The following is a 21,532-nucleotide window of genomic DNA, read 5'->3' on the forward strand; positions in this document are numbered from 1 at the left end:
CCACGTCTCAAGGTCCCCCTTTCGGAATCTCGATGCGGCCGGCATGCAGAAATCGCTCCAGCCTGAAGCGCATGGACTTCAGCCGGTGCGCGCTGCTCTTGGCTGCATGTAATGTCCAGCGTCAGCGAAATTCCAGAGGTCGGCAGGAATCCAAGTTCCGGTATGGCTGGCTGAGCCAGGGTTTCCGCGGAGACGGTATTGGTAGGCCGTGAGCTTTGCTAACAAAGCCGCCACGCGATGGACCGGATGACCACACCCAAAGCAGCCATTCATTCATGCAGAAATAGAGTGATGAAATTCCGACAATCGCATCACGCTTTATTTCATGATGCACCTCGGATGAAACGCAGAATACGTTGCATGCCAATTCAATAGAATTGATGCTATTTGAAAATTTTTCTGAAAAATGACCGGATCTCCCATCTCCCTTCAGAGATGTCAGCATAGGCATCGATAGAAGGGACGGCGAGTTCGACTGAAGTTCCATTCGGAACACGACTCCCGAAGGTAATCGCCGCGTTGATCTTGGAAGCTCGCTCACGCATGCCGATCAGTCCGAAATGGCCCTCGCGGCGTCCTGCTGCCAATATCTCCGGGGCGATGCCCTTCCCGTCGTCATCGATCAGAATGCGAAGCGCATCCCTTTCATAGTGGATCGAGACCTGGATGTTGTCTGCGCCGGAATGCCGAAACGCATTGTGGATGGCTTCGGCGCATATCTTGACGACCTCGTCCATCGTGATCGGATTGAGGGTGCGCGTAGGCCTATCCTCCAGCACGCTGAAGTTCACTTCCTCGCCGACGGGAGAAGCGGCGCCAAGCGTCCGCAGCGTCTTGGCAAGGTCCTTCATATCCTCGAACGAGCGCAGATCCCGGACCCTGTTTCGCCCTTCGGCTAGAGCTGCGTCTCCGCGCTTCATCGCCTTTTCGAGCAGCAGGTGCGCTGGATGATCCGAAGGGATGGAGAAGGCAACTGCCTGGAAGCGAAGCATTACACCCTGGAAGCCTTGAAGCAGGGTATCATGCAGTTCCCGCGCGATGCGCTCGCGTTCGAATATGCGTCCCTCGAGCTGCGATCGCATTCTGGCGGAAAGGTGAGCCAGTCGCATCGAGTAGGCCAGCTGCACCAGCAGGCCGAAGAGCAGGATGCACAGCACAATGAAGAAACGCGACTGGAAGAAGGTCGGGGCGATCACGAATGCCATTCCGGCGCCTTGCCGGTTCCAGACGCCATCGCTGTTGGCCGCCATGACCTGGAATCTGTATTCGCCCGGTCCAAGTCTGGTGTAGAATGCCTGGCGCCGATTGCCGGCATCGACCCAGTCGGCATCGACGCCGTCCAGCTTATAGCGAAAGCGGACCCGATCGGGGATCGACAGGCTCAGCGCGGTGTAGTCGAGCTGCACGTTCGACGTGCCAGCGCGAAGCTGCAGATCCTGCCTAAATGGATAGTGCTGCCCATCCGCCAGGACGGAGGTAACCAGCACGTTGGGCGCAAGCGGGTTGTGGTGCAGGTTGCCGGGATCGATCCACGCCAGGCCATTGCCGGTCGTGAACCAGACGCGGCCCGTAGCGTCAGTGGCCACGCTGCTTCCGCCCACGGCGCCGTAGGGCGCCCCTGGCAGACCATCTCTCGTGTCGAGAACCTCATACTTCAGAGCCTGCGGGTCGGACCTGGTGAAGGCCTCGTCGAGAGACCGCGTGTTCACTCTGACGATCCCCGCCTGGGCAAAGATCCAGCTGCTGCCGTCGGCGGTGTCAGCAATACCGGTGACGCCGGACAACGCCGCTATCTGGGAGGCATGCAGCGCCTGGAACCCGCCATCCTTCAATCGGCCGATGCCATTTTCGCCTCCGACGATGACGCCATTCGCCTGGGGCTGGATGAATGTGACATCTCCTATTCCCAGCCTGTTGTGGGAAAGGTCCTGCAAGTGTCCGTCCTTGAAGCGGAACAGCCCACCCCCGGAATACCGTATCCACATGCTGCCGTCGGGGTCTGCAATGAGCACGCCAGTCGCGCCGGCGGAAGAACGAAGCGGAAACTGGCTCCAGCCGCCTGCTGTGCGACGGTATACTCCGTGGACAAATGACGAAATCCAGAGCGTTCCAGCCGTATCGTAAGCTGCCGAATAGATGGAATTTCCCTCCACGCCAGCCGGCAGAGCAAGGGGCGGGGCCAACCTCCGTCCCTGCAGCTGCTGAAGGCCCTCCTGAGTGATGAGCCATATGGACTGGTCGCGAAGGCTGGTGAAGAGCGCTCGCAAGCGCCCCACGTTGGCAAGATAGAGTTCGGGCGCGCGGTGCGGCGCCACGCGATAGAGCGCCTGCGTTCCATCGTTGGCGCGGCTGTCCGTGCCCGACCAGCCGGTGTAGGCGAAGAGTCCTTGCGTCGTCTCACTCACGAAACGGGCGCGGAAGCCAGCCGGGACACGGGGCTCGGTCACGATATTTGCCGGCCGGAAGCGGTCGAGCCCGAGGCTGGTGCCAACCCAGATGTTGCCTTCGCGATCCTCGAAAAGCGTATGCACCAGGTTCGAGCTCAGACCGGTCCCGGCAACGAGGGGCCCGCGACTATCGGTGCTCTTGTCCAGGATCATAGCGCCGGCAACGGTGCGAACGCGCATCAGCCCGCCGTCCCGCAGGCTGGTGCACCAAAGCGTGCCGTCACGGTCGAGAAGGATGTTCCCTTCGATGTTGCGCGGGACACCGCGGCCTATGCTGCCTCCTGCACGGTCAGGTAGCCCGGCATGCGCCAAGTCCGGCATCGGGTAGAGATGGCCGCTCTTGGGGTCCGTCGTCCAAAGCCTGCCATCCGGCGTCTTCGTGAACCCTTCAGGACCTCCTGGATAGGCCGTCGCACGTTCGAACTGTTCCTGCCCCGGCTTCAGGAAATAGAGCCCGCCACGGCTCTTCATCCAAACGCTCCCGTCGCGAGCGACGCCGAACGACCGCACGCCCCCTTTTCCTTCGTTGAAGAAATTGCCGAAATCGCCCTTGATCGGCACCCAGCGCCTTCCATCGAAACGCAGGATCGCATCGGGGGTGGAGGCCCAGACCGTCCCATCGGGACCTATGGCGAAGGCATGCACGCTCGTAGAATTTTTCAATTTTATGGGGTAGTTCGTCACCACCCCATTGCGCATGTAGGATATTGCGCCAACCGGCCTCTCGTAGCCTATCCAGAGCCCGCCCGACTTGTCGGCGGCGAGAGCATGGATGCTCGGGCTTGGCAGCTTGTCGGTTGCAACCCGCTCGACCCGCACGCCGTCGAACCGGTAGAGGCCGTCAACCGACCCTAGCCACAGATACCCATCGGGGGTCTGATCAATGGCCCAGATATTGGCGGGAATGCCATCCGCGATCGTCCAGGACGTGTGATGGATCTGGGCGATGCTGCGCGTCGGATCAAGCGCAAGGAGGCGCACCGGGACGGTCAGCCCCAGGAGGCAAAGGACGATCAGACGCCAACGCCGAGATGTGGAATTGGGATGTAGCGTCTGTTCGGATACTCGTCTGCCGACAGACAATTTCATCGCTCCCCCGAATACCCGCCGCATCAAGTAGGATATCTAGACAGATGAGCCCGGGATGTGAAGGCTGTCCCGCACCCTGATGGCGCCTTTTCCATTGCTAGCTGCGGCGACACCATACGATGAACGAAGGGCGGGCCTATACCTTAGGTTAGGGTTGCTGGGAACCGAACTGTTTTTCGGCTATCGTTACTCGGGGCTAGGTAATTGAGGCGGGGGACAAGTGCGGGACGGTAGAGCAGCCGGGGCAGGCGCGCATCGATGCGGCCGGCCAGCCTGGTTGAACCAATTGAGCACTATACGCGTTCAGACCGCATTTTCCTTGGCGTTTCTGGCTCAGGGGGTTTTCTGTCTCGAAGCCACCGCCGCTGTGCCTTCGGAGCTGGCGGCTGGCGACGGTAAGCCCGCTGGCATCGAGGATATCGTCGTGACGGCGAACAAGCGCCCCGAACGTGCGCAGGACGTGCCTGCCTCCATATGGACTGCCTCGGCGCAGCAGCTGTCGCGCGAACAGGTTCGCGATTTCGACGATCTGGCGAGGGTCGAACCTGCGCTCACGATCACGAAGACGACCCAGCCCGGGAACAACAGCATCAACATCCGCGGGGTGGGGACCTACGCCTTCTCGATCGCAACCAAACCGAGCGTTTCGGTCGTCATCGATGATGTCCCGCAGGCCTTCCAGGCGCAGGCGTTCCGGGAACTTGCCGACATCGGCTCCATCGAAATTCTTCGCGGGCCCCAGAGCACGCTCTTCGGGACCGCCGCCACGGCTGGCGTGGTGAACATCAAGACAGCGGATCCAACCGCCAGATGGTCAGGTGGAATGAGATCCAGCCTGACCACCGACAAGGAGCGGCGCATCAGCGGCTTCATCTCGGGCCCGCTGGCGCATGATCTGCTGTTTCGCCTGGCGGTCAGCGCCAACGACTATCGGGGCAATCTGTTCAACGTCTACAATTCGTCATGGGTGGGCGGTCAGTCCGGAGTGGATGTAAGGGGCAAGCTGGTCTGGCAGGCCTCGAACTCGCTGACCATCACCGCCGCGCCGTATCTCGATCGGTCAGCGACCACCTGCTGCACGGCAGCGTCCTTGGCCGTCAGTCCCGGCGTGACATTCGGCACCTTCGGGGGGAAAGGTGCGCCTCAGAGCGCCATCCTGAACGGCATCACTCCCGGACCGAACAATCGCCTGATCTCCGCCGACGTCAATCCCAGGGGCCGTGCCAACGAAGCGGGAGCCAGTCTCAAGGCCGAATGGGTCCGAGGCCATTACACCCTCACCTCGATCACCGGATATGGAGACTATTCCCTTCGCGACCTTCAGGATACGGATGGGACCTCTTTCGACTGGGGGCCCAATGGGGCCGCCGTCCCCGGCGCCGTGACGGGCGGCTCAGCCAACGGAGGATGGTTCAAGATCCGGTCGGTGACCCAGGAGCTGAAGATAGCATCTCCGGTCGCGGGCCGGTTCCGCTTCCTAGCCGGCTTCTTCTTCAGCGACACCCGTTCGCAACGATCCTTCGTGCGAGGCAGCAACACCTTGGGGCAGGATGGCAGCCTTTCCGTCGTTCCCCCCACGACATCGTCCTACTCCGACTATGCGGCTACGGCCTTCGACACCAACTATGCGCTCTATGGCCAGTCCACCTTCAACCTGACCCCGCGCCTAGGCATCGTCACGGGCATCAGGCTCAATCGCGACGTGATAAGCTATCAGCTGACCGATCGCTTCAATCACGTCAGCTTCGGCATTCCCGCGTGCTCGTCCGCAAGCCCCAGCGGTCTTCCGATATCCACCTGTAACACCCTGGATGCTCTATCAGGCCGCGCTGCGTTGGAATATCGCCCGTCATCGGGAATCATGGCATTTGCCAGCTATGACCGTGGTTACAAGGGGGCGGCCTACGACCTGACCAGCACCTACACGATGCGCGGGCCTATTTCCCAGGCTGGCCCGTTCAAGGGCTATCCGATCGCCGACGCGTTGGCCGCCAAGCAGCCGATCAGCGCCGAGACAGTCGATGCGTTCCAGCTTGGCGTCAAGGCGACGGTGACGCCATGGCTTATCTGGAACCTCAGCCTCTACCAGGAGACATTCCACGACTTCCAGGCGCAGAGCCGGGATGAAACGACCCGGCAGAACGTGCTCAACAGCATTCCGCGCGTCATATCGCGCGGGGCCGAGATGGAACTGCGAGCAAATCTGCCCGGCCTCATGCTGACCGGATTCGGAGCCTATAACGATGCTCGGATGAGCGTGTTTCCCAACGCGAGCTGCTTTGCCAACCAGCCAGCTTCTCTGGGCTGCATCGGGGGGCAGCAGGATCTCTCGGGAAAGGTTCTTCCCAACGCTCCGGCGTGGAAGTTCTCCGTCAATGCCGTCCATGAGGAGCGCCTAGGCCATGACCTGACCCTAGCCCTTACCGGCAACTGGATGTGGCAGTCCAGCATCGTGGAAAGCCTGCTGCAGGACCCCGACTCGGTCCAAAAAGCCTACGGTCTGCTCGGGTTGGGAATTGAAATCCGCGACCCCAGCAAGAGCTTCGGGATATACTGCTCGAACGTGCTGAATACCAGCTACGCGTTGAACAGGCAGCGGGACGGGAACTGGAACATCAATCCCTACGGAGCCTTGCCCGGCCCGACTTCGGATGCCATCAAGTGGACGCCGGGCCGCGACAGCAGGCGGTATGTCAGGGTCGAGTTTGCAGCGCATTTCTGAAATAGGCGAGCCACTGCCTATTCGATGACGCACCTGCTCGCCAGGATCAAAGGAAAGACCGATGTCCGCACCCTCCCCTGCCCGCCCCATCAGCGTCCTGTGCGTCGACGATCACCCGCTCCTGCGTGACGGTATCGCGGCCATCATCGAATCCCAGTCCGATATCGTTCTCGTGGGCGAAGCCTCCAACGGCCACGAGGCGATCGCTCTGCATCGCAGCCTCAAGCCCGACATCACCCTTATGGACTTGCAGATGCCGGAACTCGACGGCATTTCCGCCATCGAGCAGATCTGCGGCGAAAACCCCAAGGCCCTGATCGTGGTGCTAACGACCTACGAGGGGGATGTTCAGGCCGTGCGGGCGCTGAAGGCAGGCGCCTCGTCCTATTTGCTAAAGGCCTCTCTGCGCCACGAGCTGCTCGGAACAATCCACTCGGTTTATGAGGGGAAGCGCTTCATTTCGCCTGAAGTTGCGCAGCAGATCGCGCTCCACTCGATGCGGGAGCAGTTGTCCTCGCGCGAGGTCTCCGTCCTCGAACTCGTGGCCAACGGCAAGGCCAACAAGGATATCGCGGGGCGGCTTTCGGTGTCGGAAGAGACCGTGAAGGCTCACCTGCGAAGCATATTCCTGAAACTCGATGTCGTCGATCGCACCCAGGCGGCAGCCGTCGCCATCAGACGTGGGATCATCCCGCTTCACTAAGGCTCTCCGGATTATTGGGTTGCTGCTCATCAACTCATGAGATAGCCGCTGAACCATGGAGGTTAGGACCGCACGCTACAAGCTGAAGCCAAGCGTGCAGCAATATGCGCGGCTGCGCGAATGGCGCCTCCATCTTCGCAATCTCAGGAATGCCTGCCTTCAGGAACTGATCGATTCCTACCGGGCAGCCAGAGCTTCGGCCCTGCGCCGAGGGCGGGATCGGCCGATTGCCGAGGACTGGATCAGAGTGCGCGCGGAGGAGATCCGCGACTTCATGGTCTGGCAGGAGCGGGCCGAACCCGATCTTCGGCGTCGCCATGCCCAGGCTGAGCAGCGCCGCATCGAAAGACTGCGGGACCTGATGACAGCAGGCAGGAACGTCGATCCTCTGGACCGCAATGTCAGGCCCTGGCAGCTCAGGACCGAGAAGGATTTCGGGCGTCCAATCTCGAAGCTGGATCAGAAGCGGCGTCTGGCCGACATCCGCGCTGCTGACCCCGAGGGCATTGGGCATATTCCGCTCGAGATACTACGCGACCAGGTGGATATCGTCCATCGGGCGATGGACGGCTTCTTCCGCCGCCTCAAGGCCGGCGAGAAGCCGGGCTTTCCCCGATACAAGTCCTATGAGCGCGTGCGCTCGCTTGGCTGCACTTTGGGCGAGGGTATCCAGCTGAAGAAGGGGCGCCTCTTCGCACCGATGCTCTGGCACGGCGGCCTGGAGATCACGATGCACCGCGATCTTCCGGGCAAGCCCCGAACGGTTCGGCTGACCTATGACGGGCGCTTCTGGCATGTCACGATCGCATGCGAGGTCGACGTGGCGCAGGTAGCTCATGCGAAGCCGGGCTCGGCCTGCGGTGTGGATGCCGGTGTGAACCGGCTGCTGACCTACGACGATGGCAGCTTCGCCGAGAACCCCCGCTTCGGCGATGCTGCCGCTCCCGAGATCCGGCGCCTGGCACGGCGGCTCGCCCGTGCGAAATGGGCCAGTCTTTCCAGGCACAAGGCCAGGCGCGCGCTGGCGGCGGCCAACCGGCGCCTCAGGAACCGGCGCAGCACGCACCGCCACAAGGTCGCTCTCGATCTCGCCCGGCGGGCAGAGACGGTCTACATCGAAGACCTCAAGCTCAGGAACATGACGGCATCCGCCTCGGGCACCGTCGAGGAGCCGGGAACCCAGGTCGCGCAGAAGCGCGGCCTCAACCGCGGCATCCTGGATGCCGCGATCGCCACCATCTACACGATGGCCCGCTACAAGGCTGCAAGCGCCGGTGGCAGGATCATCGCCGTGGATCCCCGACATACGTCCCAGGACTGTTCCGAATGCGGCGGGCGCGAGCCTGGTGCGAGGCGGCAGGAGCGCTACCGCTGCTCCTGCGGTGCGGCGCTCCATGCGGACCACAACGCCGCGCGCAACATCCTTGCGCGTGGGCTGCTCGCGGCCTGACGGTCGCATCTCGGGGTTCGACCCGAGAGAAGCGTGGCGGGGCGACCCGTTCCCAGGAAAGCCAGGCATTGGCCAGGCTCGCTTCGGAAACGCCGGCAAGTCTCGAAGGAGACGACCCGGAGAACGGAATTGGTTCGCTGGCTCCGGCCTTCAACCCGATATTCCGGAGAACCTTCACTAGCAGTGCAGCACCGGCCCGCCGGCTCGGCTCACGGGACATCGAGGGTGTTGCCGCCCTTGGCCCGACAGTCCAACTGACGAGTCAGGCGCGGCAACACCTTTCATTCATCGAAACGCAGTCATCCCGCCAGATCGAACCTGTCGGCGTTCATCACCTTGACCCAGGCCGCAACGAAGTCCTCCACGAACATCGCAGCTGCATCGGCGCTGGCGTAGACCTCGCAGATCGCACGCAACTGGGAGTTCGACCCGAAGACCAGATCGGCTCTCGACGCGGTCCAGACCTGATCCTTCGTCTTTCGATCGGTTCCGACGAACGTCTCATTGTCGTCGGGATTGGCCGGTTTCCACGCAGCCCCCATGTCGAGAAGGTTGACGAAGAAGTCCGGGGTCAGCTGCCCGGGACGGGCGGTGAGGACGCCGTTGGGGGAGCCATCATGGTTCACCTCCAGCACTCTGAGCCCCGCCACGAGCACCGCCATGTCCGGTGCACTGAGGCCGAGCAGTTGCGCCCGGTCGATCAGCAGTTCCTCGGCCGCCACGCTGAACCGCGACGGCAGGTAGTTGCGAAAGCCGTCCGCCCGCGGTTCGAGGACCGCGAAGCTCTCGATGTCCGTCTGCGCTTGGGTGGCGTCGGTCCGGCCCGGCGTGAAGGGGACGTCGATATAGTGCCCGGCCGCCCCTGCGGCGGCCTCGACGCCGACGCAGCCGCCCAGCACGATGAGATCGGCAAGCGACACCGTCCTGCCATCGACGGCAGCGCCGTCAAACCCGGCCTTGATCTCCTCGTAGACCGATAGAACACGGGCCAGCTGGTCGGGCCGATTGACGGCCCAGTCCTTCTGCGGTGCCAGGCGGATGCGCGCGCCATTGGCGCCGCCGCGTTTATCCGACCCGCGGAAGGTCGAGGCCGACGCCCAGGCCGTTCCGACGAGCTCGGCCGTCGACAGGCCCGATGTCGCGATGGCCGCCTTGAGGACCTGGATGTCGTCCTCGCCGATGGCGGCATGGTCCGCGATGGGCAGCGGATCCTGCCAGATCAGATCTTCCGCCGGAACCTCGGGACCGAGATAGCGGCTCTTCGGCCCCATGTCGCGATGCGTCAGCTTGAACCAGGCACGCGCGAAGGCATCTGCGAAATGGGCCGGATCGGCGCGGAACCGCTCCATGATCTCGCGATAGGCAGGATCGACCTTCATGGCCATATCCGCCGTGGTCATCATGGTCGGCACCATGACTGTCGGCGCATGGGCCTTGGGCGCCTGTGTGTCGGACGGGTTGCCGACTGGCTGCCACTGCTTGGCGCCTGCCGGGCTCCTGACCAGCTCGTATTCATGGTCGAGGAGCATGTCGAAATAGCTCATGTCCCAGATCGTGGGCGTCGGGGTCCACGATCCTTCGATGCCGCTGGTGATGGTGTGGTCCCCCATTCCGCTTTCATGGCTCGACTGCCAGCCCAGGCCCATTTGCGCGATGTCGGCTCCCTCCGGCGCAGCGCCGACCTTGCCTGCATCGCCTGCGCCATGCGCCTTGCCGAAGGTATGGCCGCCGGCCGTCAGCGCGGCGGTCTCCTCGTCGTTCATGCCCATGCGGGCGAAGGTCTGGCGGATGTCACGGGCCGACAGCATCGCGTCGGGCACGCCGCCAGGGCCTTCAGGATTGACGTAGATAAGTCCCATCTGGATTGCAGCCAGCGGGTCCTCGAGAGTGCGGCCAGCCTCCACGTCGATGCGTGTCTTGCTCTCGGGATCGCCCACCCATTCGAGCTCTGTGCCCCAGTAGATGTCGCGCTCCGGCTCGAAGATGTCTTCCCGGCCGCCGCCGAAGCCGAAGACCGGCCCTCCCATCGATTCGATGGCGACATTGCCGGCCATGATGAAGAGGTCCGCCCAGCTCAGGCTGGCGCCATACTTGGACTTGATCGGCCAGAGGAGACGGCGCGCCTTGTCCAGATTGCCGTTGTCAGGCCAGGAATTGAGGGGAGCGAAGCGCTGCGAACCCGAGGATGAGCCGCCACGCCCGTCTCCGGTCCGATAGGTGCCTGCCGAATGCCAGGCCATGCGGATGAAGAACGGACCGTAATGCCCATAGTCTGCCGGCCACCAGCTCTGGCTGTCGGTCATCAGCGCTGCGAGGTCATCCTTGACGGCCTGATAGTCCAGCGCCTGAAAGGCTTCGCGATAGCTGAAGTCCCGCTTGTAGGGGCTCGGCGAGATGCCGCCCTGCGTCAGGATGTCGAGGGAAAGGGCGTTGGGCCACCAGTCCTTGTTGGTCCGCCCGAGGAGGGTTCGGGGCTGTTGCGGCTTCATCGCCGCATGATTGACCGGACAGCCCTTCGTGACTGCTTCCATTTTACTTAACTCCTTGGATGATCGCACGGATTGCACCGCAATCCGTCGAAGGCATGCGTAGGCCGGATCCCGAAACCTTCCGGAAGAAGGGGGACCGCGGCCCCAGCGCCTGGTTTGCAGCTGATATTGGATCAGGGTTGAGCAGCAGCCTGCGGAGCCGACGCGTCGTCGACGACTGTCTTCACCGCATCGATGATCACTTCGGCGACCGCCTGCGGCATGGAGAGCAGCGAGAGATGGCCCGCATCGAGTTCGGTGGTCTTGGCCTTCATGCTCGCCGCCAGTTGGCGCTCGAGTTCGACATTGACGATCCTGTCCTGCGTGGAGACGATATACCAGTTGGGTCGCGTCTCCCAGGCGGCCTGCGACACCGCCTCGGAAAACGTGCTGGCTGGCAGGGGCGGCTGGATCGCAGCCAGAACGCGAGCCTCTTCAGCTGGGAGATCCTGCGCGACATCCTTCAGCCAGCCCTCTTCGCTGAGCGTGAGGTTACCACGGCCATCGTCGATGACGGCGGCGAGTCCGGGAGGAGCCGGGTAGCGCCCGACCTGCTGGCCTACCGTTTCCTGCCTGCCCGGTGCGAAGGCCGCGACATAGACCAGCGCTTCGACCTTGGGGTCGTTGCCGGCCTCGGTGATGACTGCCCCGCCCCAGCTATGGCCGACCAGCACCACATGCCCCGGGATGGTGTCGAGGATGCGCTTCGTGGCGGCGACGTCGTCTGCAAGCGACGAGGTGGGATTCTGCACGCCCACGACCGGGATACCCTCTGCCTGCAGCAAGGGAATGACCCGGCGCCAGCTCGATCCATCGGCCCATGCCCCATGAACCAGAACGACAGTGACAGAGGTGGAAGTTTGAGTGTTCATATGCTTTTCCCCGTTACGATGATGGGCCATTCTCCGGCCCGAGCGCCAGTCGGTCTTGTCGCGGATCGATGAATTTAGGATCGTCACGTGATGTTCGGTGCTGGGCGACGTGGCGGCGGTCCGAGCTAGACCGCCAGCCGGTATCTCGCGGCCAGACTGCGAGCCTGGAGGATGACGGCGAAGCCGGCCAGGGCGCCGCCAAGCCCGGCTACGGCAGCCCAGCCGCCGCGCGACCAGGCGGCAGTCGCCGCAGCCGAACCGGCGGCACCTCCCAGGAACATCGCCCCCATGAAAATGGTGTTGAGGCGGGCTCGCGCCTCCGGACGGAGCGCGTAGACGACGTGCTGGTTCGACACCAAGGCGCTCTGCACGGCGAAATCGAGTAGGATGACTCCTGCGATCAGGCCGGAAAGCGACTGCCAAAGCCCGAAGATAGCCCATGACACGAGGGTGAGGACCGCTCCCAGGGCGATGACATGATGCGGCCCCCTCCGATCGGCCACCCGCCCCGCGATGGGAGCGGCCAGGATGCCTACGGCACCCACGATACCGAACAGGCCGGCGACATCCGCGCCCAGAGCGAATTTCGGCGTCTGGAGCTGAAGCGCCAGGATCGTCCAGAAAGCCGTGAACGCGCCGAAAAGAAGGGCCTGGGTCAGAGCTGCGACCCGCAGTTCGGAAAATTCGTTCCAGAGATGGCGGAGCGAGATCAGCAGGGCGTGATACCGGAGCTCTGAGTCCGGATGGCTGCGCGGCAAGGTGGCCAGCATCATCCCCCCTGCCCCCAGCGCCATGGGAACCCCCAGCCAATACATCGCCCGCCAACCTGCATGCGTCGCGACGAAGCCGGCAAGCGTCCGGCTCAAGAGAATGCCGCAAAGAACGCCCGACATGACGGTGCCAACCGTCGCGCCGCGCTTCTCGGGTGAGGAAAGATGGGCGGCGAAGGGCACGATCTGCTGAGCGACCGTAGCCGAGGCACCCAGAACGAGGCATGCCAGAAGAACCAGCCAGATGCCTGTCGCCAGGGCGGAGCCGACAAGGGCCAGCGTGAGAACGAGAAACTGCGCCACGATCAGGCGCTTTCGTTCGACCAGATCGCCGAGCGGCACGAGCAGGAAGAGGCCCGCCGCATATCCGAACTGGGTCGCGGTCGGGATCAAACCGGTCAGGTCGCCGGGTAGATCGCGCTCCATCACGCCGAGCATCGGCTGGTTATAGTAGATGTTGGCGACCGCCACGCCTGCCGACACGGCCATCGAAAACTTGAGGCATGCCCCGATCGACTGCGGAGGCTGCTCCGTTCCGCTTTGCTGCTGGTCCATCGGGCAAGGTCCTTCGAGGAGTGGCGATAGGGTTCCTTTCGCATGAGGGCTTGCTCCCACGCTTGTATGGACGTCACATATTCGCGCTCCTCCGAGCACCGCCCAATCCGTTCAGATCCTACAAGATCGAAGACCGTCGGTCGGTGAAAGTGGGAGCATGAAGCTATGCACCAGGCCCAGATCCCGAATTCTCGAACGCTGCGTCGTGACAGCGGCCCTCTTCGTGGCCGCGCCGATACAGCCGGCCTGCGCCCAGACGGAAGAGATGAAGGCGCTGGAGGACCTGGTTCGACAGCAGTCGCAGGAGATCCAGGATCTCAAGAAGCGCCTCGCTGCCGTAGAGGCGACCCAGGCAACCAACAAGCCTTCGGCCCCCGCGTCCGATCCGCCAGCGGCAGCGCCCACGATCGTCGCGATGACATCGCCGGCTGAGACCGTCCCCGGGATGGGCGCAGCTCCGGTGCTCAAGGCTGCAGGAGGCCTGGTCACCTTTCATCCCCGCGGCAGGGTCCTGATCGACTTTTCGGCTACTGGCGGTTCGAACGTCCCATCGCGCAATTACGATGCGACCGGAGCGCGGGCTATCCGCATCGGTGCCGACGGCACGATAGGCGATCATTTCGCCTATCTGATGGAAGCGGACCTTTCCCAGGCCACGGCCACGGTCCTCAACGCCTATGTCGCCTGGCGGCTGGACAACAAGGCTGCCGTGCGCACCGAGGTTCGCGTCGGCAATCTCTTCGCCGACCGCGGCGTCGAGGGCGCCACCGCCGTCGATGCCGTTCCTTTCATGCAGCGCAATCTAGTCGCCGACGCCATTCTCCCCAAGGCCGGGTTCTACGGCGTGGGGGTCCAGGCTCGCATTTCCGGGCCCGACTGGCATGCGACTCTCGCGGTGACTGGCGACCCGCTGGACGGCAACAGCTCGGGCAGCGACAGCTGGACCCTTTCAGGCCGCGCACACTGGGACGGTCTCGGCGACAGCACGCGCTTTATCCATCTTGGCGCCTCGGCGTTCGCGGAGCGGCTGGACCCGGGCACCGACAGCCTGTCGCGCAACCTCGACATCGGCGGGAGGCTCAACACGGCTCTCCGCATCCCCTCAGGCGCCCTACTGGGTGGAACCTCTTCGGTCGGCGTCGCCGGCGAGCTGGGCGGCGTCGCGGGACCGCTCTGGATCATGGGGGAGGTTGGACACCGAGCGATCCAGACGATGTCGCGAAGCGATCCGGGCATCTTCGCGTGGAGCGTCGGTGGCGGCTACACCATCTTTGGGGGCAATGCTCCCTACGACCGTCGATCCGGCAGCTTCCTGCGCCCGGTTCTCGCTCGGTCCGTTCTGAACGGCGGCGCCGGGGCACTGGAGCTCACGAGCCGCTACGAGCAGATCACCTACAGCAACATGCCGGTGGCAGGCAGCGGCCACGAGATCACGCTCGGCGCCAACTGGTATCTGGCTCAGTATCTCAGGCTCATGGGCAATTTCATCTTCTGGCGCCTCGATCAGCCAGGAAAGCCTCAGGACGGCGGCCACACCGGGACGGTCCGCATGGAGCTCGTTTTCTAGGCTGCACCGCACATCGTGCCGTGGCCCCTATTCACCAAGACGGAGACTATCATGAAAATTGCTCGCATAGGTCCTGCGGGACAGGAGATTCCGGTCCTGGTCGGTAACGATGGCCGGATCCGCGATCTGCGCGCCGTTGTTGGCGACATCTCGTCGCAAGCCCTGGGAGATGGTGTCCTCGCCCTCGTCCGTGAGCTCGACGTGAACTCCCTCCCGGTCATTGCCGCCCAGGATGTTCGCTTCGGACCTCCTGTGGCCGATGTCGGCAAGATCATCTGCGTGGGCCTCAACTATACCGACCATGCGGCGGAGGTGGGGCTCGATCTGCCCACCGAACCCACCATCTTCATGAAAGGGTGCCGACCGACCGGGGCAAACGATCCGGTCCGCCTGCCGCGAGGAGCGGAAAAAGGCGATTGGGAGGTCGAACTCGGCATCGTGATCGGAAAGTCGGGCATGTATGTCGAGGAAGCCCAGGCCATCGAGCATGTCGCCGGCTACTGCCTCTTCAACGATCTGACCGAGAGGTCCTATCAGATGGAACGCGGCGGCCAGTGGACGAAGGGAAAGAGCTTTCCCGGCTTCGCTCCGATGGGACCCTGGCTCGTCACGACCGATGAGATCGAAGACCCCGAGAACCTCTCGATCTGGCTTGAGGTCAACGGTCACCGCCATCAGGACGGCACCACCGCCAATCTCGTGTTCGGGGTGGCGAAGATCGTGAGCTACCTCTCGCAGTTCTATGCCCTCGAGCCGGGCGACCTGATCGTGACCGGAACGCCCGCCGGCGTTGGGCTGGGCCACAAGCCACCGGTTTTCCTGAAGGCCGGGGACGTCGTCCACCTCGGCATCGATGGCCTGGGAGAGCAGCGCCAGAACATACTGGCCTGGGAGGGATGAACGTTCGGCCTTGATCCGCTACCGGATCAAGGCCTCTTCGCTTCGAGGGCAAGGCGGCTGATCAAGCCCGCGCTCCGCAGTTTCATGCGGAGCGCCAGTTGCGGCGCCACACCAGTGGGGTCTCGTCGAGCATGCGACGGAAGAGCCGGGTGAGATGGGCCTGATCGGTGAGGCCGCACGCGCATGCGATCTGGCTCAGCGTGTCGTCCGTGTTGAGCATCAGGCTCTGCGCCCTGCGGATGCGCTGGCGCACGATGTAGCCATGGGGCGTCTCGCCGGTGCTCACCTTGAAGGCACGGCAGAAATGACCCGGGCTCAGTTTGGCGATGGTGGAGAGATCCTCGATGAGGATGGTTGTGTCGAGCTTCTCGTCGATATGGCTGCGAATGCGAGCCAGTTGCCAGGAGGCCAAGCCACCCTTGGCCAACTTACCTCCGGGCTCCCGCGCGGACACCGAAACTAGAGCGCTGTCGTTGCTCGGGGCAGCCTCGCCGGTCAGCATCGCAGTCATCTTTTCGAGGCACTGCTTGGCAAGGCCCGGATCCACCTCCACGGCGCGCCGCGCCTGTCCCAGCAGGTCAAGAAGATAGGATGGCAAGGTAACCGCTTCAGAGTGCGGTTTTTCCATGACGTTCAAAAGCATGTCGCGTTCCCCTGGCGTTTTACCCCGCCGGCGGTGATGCCGTCAGCAAGGGAACTATCGGGCGATTTCGCGCATTTCTGAATCGAACGTGGGTTTTCTGACGCTATCGATTTGGATCAGCGAATCCTAACCCAAGGTAGGGGGTGCATTTCCTGCCGCGTTCGCTCAACTAAAGATCGATGATCCCTCTGCGTGCAGCGATCGTGACCGCATGGGTCCTGTCCGCCGCCCCCAGCTTGGAGTAGATCACCTTCATATAGCCTTTGATGGTGTCCTCGGAGAGACCGAGACGTGCGGCAATCTGCTTGTTGGAATTGCCCGCCGCCGCAAGCGTGAGAACTTCCGACTCCCGGGTGGAAAGCACGTCCTCGGCAAGATGCAGGGCGATATCCGTCGCTATGCCGGCGGAGAGGAATTTCCCCCCGGCATGCACCGAGCGGATCGTGTGCAGCAATTCGGTGCGCATGCTGCTCTTGAGGAGATATCCGGCGGCGCCTGCACGCAGCGCGCTCATGGCCTGAGCGTCGCCGGAATAGGTCGTGAGGACAATGACCCGCGCTGACGGATGGCTCTTTCGCAAGGTCTCTATCGCCGCGACCCCGCCCATGCCCGGCATCTGCAGATCCATCAGCACGATATCGGGATGATGGCGTTCATAGAGGATCACCGCCTCTTCGCCTGAAGCCGCTTCACCGACGATCGACAGATCGTCCTGGGTGTTGATGACCGCGCAGACCCCTTCCCTGAGCAAAGGGTGATCGTCAACGACCAGAACGCGGATCAGATGGGAATTGGACATAAGGCGCGGCGTATCGATCCTGGATGCACTGATAGGCTACTTAATGTTCCACAACGCGTCGAAACGCCAACGCAAACTTCTCGGCTACCGCCTCAAGCTCCTGCTCCGGCGCGACGAATGAGCATCGCCGTAGACCGCCTCGCATCCGTCCCACAGCATCCGAGATGCCCTGCAGCACGGCATAGGCGCTGGCTTCGGCGTTGTAGCGCGGCAGTCCGGTATTGAGCTGAGCAGGCGCGAATGCCGCATGGTCCGCTCCCAGCCGGATGGCCTGGCTGGCCGCGATCATGAAGGCCCGTCGGACCTTGACCCTCGAATTACGCCCGGTTGGACCGAGGCCAAGCAAAATCACGCCTTTGACCTTGATCGTCGATGGCAGAGAGGAGAGATATAGAATCTCGCTCCATGAGCCGGTGAAGATCCCCTCGGCCCTGAGCCTTGCGATCGCACCACGCAGAGCGCGATCCAATGCGTCGATCCCCGGTGCAAGATGCCTGAGATGGGGCTGCGCGCAGAGAGCGGCGACCGCCACATCGGCTTCGATGGTCGTGAGATCGCCGGCGACGAGGTCAAAATGGCAGTCCCGGTGGGTTCCTAGCTCGATGACTTGTCTACCTTTATCAGGGCTCTCAAATGTCACTCTAGTGCCCTTCGATGTCGTCTGCGGTCGTCATAAAGCCAGCGCTGCGCTCTCGGGACGGAGCGCAGCGCTGGGTCTCAAGGGGGCCGGACCTGGGAGAGGAAGGCCGGCCCCATGAGAATAGGCCGGATCAGCTCTGCAGAAATTCCAGAAGGTCTGCGTTATAGCGATCCTTGTGGGTCGTCGTGAGCGCGTGAGGCGCCCCTTCATAGACCTTGAACACCGAATGCGGGATGAGCTTGTGAGCCGCAGCACCGGTCGGCGCGATGGGGACGACGGAATCCGCATCTCCGTGAATGACGAGCGTGGGCATCGTGAACGCCGCCATGTCGGGGCGGAAGTCGGACTCGGAGAAGGCGCCCACGCAGTCATAGGTCCCCTTGATGCCGCTGGTCAGCGCGATCTGCAGGGTCTGCGCCAGAACGCCATCCGACACGACGCCGGGATTCAGATTGGTGCCGTAGAAAAGCGCATTGAAGTCGGACAGGAACTGCGGACGATCCGCCAGCAGACCGGCACGGATACCGTCGAAGATCTCGGGCGGCGCTCCTTCCGGATTGTCGTCGGTCTTGATGAAGAAGGGCGTGACCGCGGAGGTCAGACAGGCCTTGGTGACGCGAGCGCCCTTGCCCTGGGCCGCATAGCGAGAAATGTAGCGCGCGACATCGCCGCCACCCATCGAGAAGCCGACCAGCGCGACCTCCTCGACACCGGCGTCCTCCAGGACAAGCGCGATATCGTCGGCGAAAGTGTCGTAGTCGTAGCCGCTCCAGGGCTGGCTCGAACGACCGAAGCCCCGGCGATCATGAGCGATCACCCGAAAGCCTTTCAGCCCAAGGAAAATCATCTGCTGTTCCCACATGTCGGCGCTAAGAGGCCAGCCATGGCTGAAGAAGACTGCAGGACCATTTCCCCAATCTTTGTAGTAGATTTGCGTTCCATCCTTGGCAGTGACCGTAGCCATTGGTAAGACTCCTTGACGGGACACGGGGCCCGTGACCTTCGAACAGCTTCATAGAGAAAGGGCAGCCTTGGAGGCTTGTATGGACAGCACCGAATTTGCCCGATCCGAACCTGATAGATCGATCGCCGAAGATCCGGCCGACGCCTGCGGGATGATCATCGTCGTTGATGACGATCCACTGGTCCGGGCTTCGCTCGACAGCCTTTTCCGGTCTGTGGGCTATGCGACGCGCCTGTATCCCAGTGCGAGGGAAGCGCTAGGCGAGCCATGGCCGGACAGGCTCATGTGCGTCGTCACCGACGTGCGCATGCCCGATATTGGCGGATTTGAGCTGCAGGCCTCGCTTGCTTCCCGCAATGCCGAGATACCGATCGTCTTCATGACCGGCCATGGCGACATTCCCATGACGGTGCGCGCCATGAAGGCCGGTGCGGTGGACTTTCTCAGCAAGCCTTTCCGCGACCAGGACATGCTGGATGCGGTCAGCGCCGCGATGGACCGGGGTCGCGTGGACCGGGAGGTCGAGCGGGGCAACGCGCACGCCCAAAGTCTTTACGACGGACTGACTCCGCGGGAGCGGGAGGTGATGCGAGGCGTGGTGCGCGGCCAGCTAAACAAGCAGATCGCGGGCGATCTGGGCATCGCGGAGATTACGGTCAAGCTGCACCGTTCCAACGTCATGCGAAAGATGGGGGTGCGCAGAGTGCCCGACCTGGTTCGCCTCGCCGGGTCAATCAGCGATAGGTAAAATAGGCATCCTAATCCAAGGTATAGGGTCGCCAAGCGCTCGATAGCCGCATACCTATGATGCCTGATAGCTATCGCACACGAGGATCGACCGCATGAGCAGAAGCCTTATCGCCGTCGTTGATGACGACGAACTTGTCCGCTCGGCAACGGTCAGCCTGTTGAGGTCCATGGACTACGATTGTTGCGCTTTTGCTTCAGCCGAAGAGTTCCTGCTTGACCAGGAATGCGACTATAAATGCGTAGTCAGCGACCTCCAGATGCCTGGAATCTCGGGTGTCGAGCTGGCACATAGGCTGGCCTCGCGCGAGCCTCGACCACCTGTCATTCTCATTACCGCCTACCCTGATACTCTTGCGTTTGGCGCCAGAGACTCGGGTCTCGTTGCTGCAATGATCGAAAAGCCGCTAGACAGCGACGCTTTGCTCGCCGCCATCGAAAAGGCCATCGACAGCTAGTTCGGATTCGGCCGAATCGGATGCGAGCGGCAATGTGACTTCGATGACAGCGCCGCCTTGAGTGCCGTTTCGAAGCGACATGCTTCCGCCGTGCCGTTCGACCACGGTGCGGCTGATGGCGAGGCCAAGCCCCATTCCATTCTTCTTCGTGGTGAAGAAGGTGTCGAAGGCCCGGCCTGCCCCGATATCCGCCCAGCCCGGTCCGCGATCCGAGACAATGACTACCGCGCAGTCACCGCGGCGGCTCAGGTCGAGCGATACCACCCGTTCGGCCGGTGGCGCATTGAGCATTGCGTGGATCGCGTTGGTGATCAGGTTGACGAAGACCTGCTTAAGCAGGATCCGGTCACCAAGCACGGTAAGACTGTCTTCGGATGGAAAAACGCAGAGGCGTGCGCCTGCTTCTGCGGCCTCCCGCCTCATCAGGGCTATTGTCGTTGCCAGCAGCCCCTCCAGTTCGACCTCGTTTCGATCGACCCTCGCGTCGCCGATCAAGGCGCGGACGCGCTGCATGACCTGCCGAGCGTGTTCGATGCCTGCGGTCAGTCCTTCCATGGCTCGGGACGTTTCCTCCAGATTCGGAGGAACACGGGCCAGCCACCGTCTGGCAGCGTCAGCGAAGCTATGGATCGCCGACATCGGCTGGTTCAGTTCGTGAGCGATCGTCGCCGACATGGCGGCAAGCGCACCGGTCCGCTGCACTTCGGCAAGTTCCTCGCGCGTCCTCAGGATCTGGACCTCCAGAGCCCTTCGCTGCGAAACGTCCAGGATACTGCCGGGCACGCAATCGAGGGAGGCCTCCGGCCCCAGGCTGAAGGCGACGATCACCTGCTTGGGAACACCGTTCTTCGGGACGACGATAGCTTCCGACTGGAAAAGCGGTCTCCGCTCCCACATCGCGATGATGCATTCGGCGAAGCTGTCGTCGCTCTCCGGCAGGAAGTCGCTCAGATACTTGAAAAAATCACTCTTGCTCTTGACGCCCATCATGGTGAGCGCCGTCGCATTGACGTCAGTGATCCGAACCCGCTGCCGCATCGCGAGAACAAATTCCGGATTCTCGCCGACATAGCGACGGATATCACATATCCCGCTTGCACGCAGATTCTGCAGCGACGCCTCGACCTCGGAAAAATCATGCTCCCAGATTGCGATTGCCAGCGAGTCGAAGATAAGACGATAGCGTCTCTCCGCGCATTGGACCGTCGCGTTCATGACCTGGGTGCGAAGCAGAACCAGGGTCGTCACCGACAGCACGACAAGGCTGAAGGCGAGATGCACCAGCGCAAGCGGCGGGGCGCCTCTTGCACGGAATACCGCATAACCGACCAGAGATAGCAGAGCGCATGCTGTGGCCCAGCCAATGATGGCGCGTCGGCGCGAAGTGACCTCTACGCTCGCGCCGATCAGCAGCACAAGGACGTAGAGACTCGCCACGGCGAGGTCGGCACTGGTGAATGCGTCGAGCAGGAAAATTATAGCTGCGAGGATGGCAGCGAAGGCGTGGACGGTTCCTGGACCGCTGAGTTGCAGGGGCGACGACTCGCCTTCGCCTTCGGCGCTCAAATTCCATTTATTTGCAGCAGGATAGAGCATGGAGGGGATTTTATATGAATTAACAGCTAGGGCAGCCCCCTTATGCGTAGCCCTATTATCCCCCGATAGGGTGGAAGGCGGC

General features: G+C 62.6%; 16 protein-coding genes. 7 read left to right on the forward strand and 9 right to left on the reverse strand.

From position 1 onward, the window contains the following. Positions 1-383 precede the first annotated feature (383 nt). A complete protein-coding gene (locus tag HGK27_RS10030; protein ID WP_206240394.1) occupies positions 384-3,536 on the reverse strand; it encodes a sensor histidine kinase in 3,153 nt (1,050 codons plus the stop codon). A gap of 319 nt (positions 3,537-3,855) precedes the next feature. Between HGK27_RS10030 and HGK27_RS10035 the strand changes: the two genes are divergently transcribed. The 3 genes from HGK27_RS10035 (at position 3,856) to HGK27_RS10045 (ending at position 8,411) form a co-directional block, all read left to right on the forward strand. Beyond that, entirely contained in the window at positions 3,856-6,258 is a 2,403-nt protein-coding gene (locus HGK27_RS10035; protein ID WP_206240395.1) for a TonB-dependent receptor, read from the forward strand. 61 nt (positions 6,259-6,319) lie between these two features. Then, positions 6,320-6,961, forward strand: a complete 642-nt coding sequence (locus HGK27_RS10040) for a response regulator (RefSeq protein WP_206240396.1) — start codon at positions 6,320-6,322, stop codon at positions 6,959-6,961. A 94-nt stretch (positions 6,962-7,055) separates the two neighbouring features. Next, positions 7,056-8,411, forward strand: a complete 1,356-nt coding sequence (locus HGK27_RS10045) for an RNA-guided endonuclease InsQ/TnpB family protein (protein ID WP_206240397.1) — start codon at positions 7,056-7,058, stop codon at positions 8,409-8,411. Between the two features lie 299 nt (positions 8,412-8,710). Here the strand turns inward: HGK27_RS10045 and katG are convergent, their stop codons facing one another. The 3 genes from katG to HGK27_RS10060 all read right to left on the reverse strand — a co-directional run bounded on the left by katG (position 8,711) and on the right by HGK27_RS10060 (position 13,136). After that, positions 8,711-10,942 (reverse strand): catalase/peroxidase HPI, encoded by a 2,232-nt coding sequence (gene katG, locus HGK27_RS10050; protein ID WP_206240398.1) that lies wholly within the window; start codon positions 10,940-10,942, stop codon positions 8,711-8,713. Between the two features lie 131 nt (positions 10,943-11,073). Continuing rightward, entirely contained in the window at positions 11,074-11,811 is a 738-nt protein-coding gene (locus HGK27_RS10055; RefSeq protein WP_206240399.1) for an alpha/beta hydrolase, read from the reverse strand. Positions 11,812-11,936: 125 nt separating this feature from the next. Beyond that, positions 11,937-13,136, reverse strand: a complete 1,200-nt coding sequence (locus HGK27_RS10060; protein ID WP_241127013.1) for an MFS transporter — start codon at positions 13,134-13,136, stop codon at positions 11,937-11,939. Between the two features lie 205 nt (positions 13,137-13,341). Between HGK27_RS10060 and HGK27_RS10065 the strand changes: the two genes are divergently transcribed. Both HGK27_RS10065 and HGK27_RS10070 read left to right on the forward strand, forming a co-directional pair. Further along, positions 13,342-14,703, forward strand: coding sequence for an OprO/OprP family phosphate-selective porin (locus tag HGK27_RS10065; protein ID WP_206240400.1), 1,362 nt, complete (start codon positions 13,342-13,344; stop codon positions 14,701-14,703). Positions 14,704-14,754: 51 nt separating this feature from the next. Further along, entirely contained in the window at positions 14,755-15,603 is an 849-nt protein-coding gene (locus HGK27_RS10070; protein WP_206240401.1) for a fumarylacetoacetate hydrolase family protein, read from the forward strand. Positions 15,604-15,685: 82 nt separating this feature from the next. On the opposite strand, the gene HGK27_RS10075 is transcribed toward HGK27_RS10070, so the two are convergent. The 4 genes from HGK27_RS10075 to HGK27_RS10090 all read right to left on the reverse strand — a co-directional run bounded on the left by HGK27_RS10075 (position 15,686) and on the right by HGK27_RS10090 (position 18,649). Then, positions 15,686-16,246, reverse strand: a complete 561-nt coding sequence (locus tag HGK27_RS10075; protein WP_206240402.1) for a helix-turn-helix domain-containing protein — start codon at positions 16,244-16,246, stop codon at positions 15,686-15,688. A gap of 169 nt (positions 16,247-16,415) precedes the next feature. Next, positions 16,416-17,045 carry a response regulator gene (locus HGK27_RS10080; RefSeq protein ID WP_206240403.1) on the reverse strand — a complete coding sequence of 210 codons (630 nt, stop codon included), beginning with the start codon at positions 17,043-17,045 and terminating at the stop codon, positions 16,416-16,418. A gap of 40 nt (positions 17,046-17,085) precedes the next feature. After that, positions 17,086-17,685: a M17 family peptidase N-terminal domain-containing protein gene (locus tag HGK27_RS10085; RefSeq protein ID WP_206240404.1), complete on the reverse strand. Its 600-nt coding sequence runs from the start codon at positions 17,683-17,685 to the stop codon at positions 17,086-17,088. Between the two features lie 130 nt (positions 17,686-17,815). After that, positions 17,816-18,649, reverse strand: coding sequence for an alpha/beta fold hydrolase (locus HGK27_RS10090; protein ID WP_206240405.1), 834 nt, complete (start codon positions 18,647-18,649; stop codon positions 17,816-17,818). A gap of 79 nt (positions 18,650-18,728) precedes the next feature. Here HGK27_RS10090 and HGK27_RS10095 point away from each other — a divergent pair, with 79 nt between their 5' ends. Continuing rightward, positions 18,729-19,397 (forward strand): response regulator transcription factor, encoded by a 669-nt coding sequence (locus HGK27_RS10095; protein WP_241127014.1) that lies wholly within the window; start codon positions 18,729-18,731, stop codon positions 19,395-19,397. Between the two features lie 94 nt (positions 19,398-19,491). After that, positions 19,492-19,854 carry a response regulator transcription factor gene (locus HGK27_RS10100; protein WP_206240406.1) on the forward strand — a complete coding sequence of 121 codons (363 nt, stop codon included), beginning with the start codon at positions 19,492-19,494 and terminating at the stop codon, positions 19,852-19,854. Here HGK27_RS10100 and HGK27_RS10105 read toward each other — a convergent pair. Then, a complete protein-coding gene (locus HGK27_RS10105; protein WP_206240407.1) occupies positions 19,804-21,450 on the reverse strand; it encodes a PAS domain-containing sensor histidine kinase in 1,647 nt (548 codons plus the stop codon). The two genes, HGK27_RS10100 and HGK27_RS10105, sit on opposite strands and share 51 nt — an antisense overlap. Between the last annotated feature and the right edge of the window lie 82 nt (positions 21,451-21,532).

This window comes from Novosphingobium terrae (assembly GCF_017163935.1).
Classification (GTDB): domain Bacteria; phylum Pseudomonadota; class Alphaproteobacteria; order Sphingomonadales; family Sphingomonadaceae; genus Novosphingobium; species Novosphingobium terrae.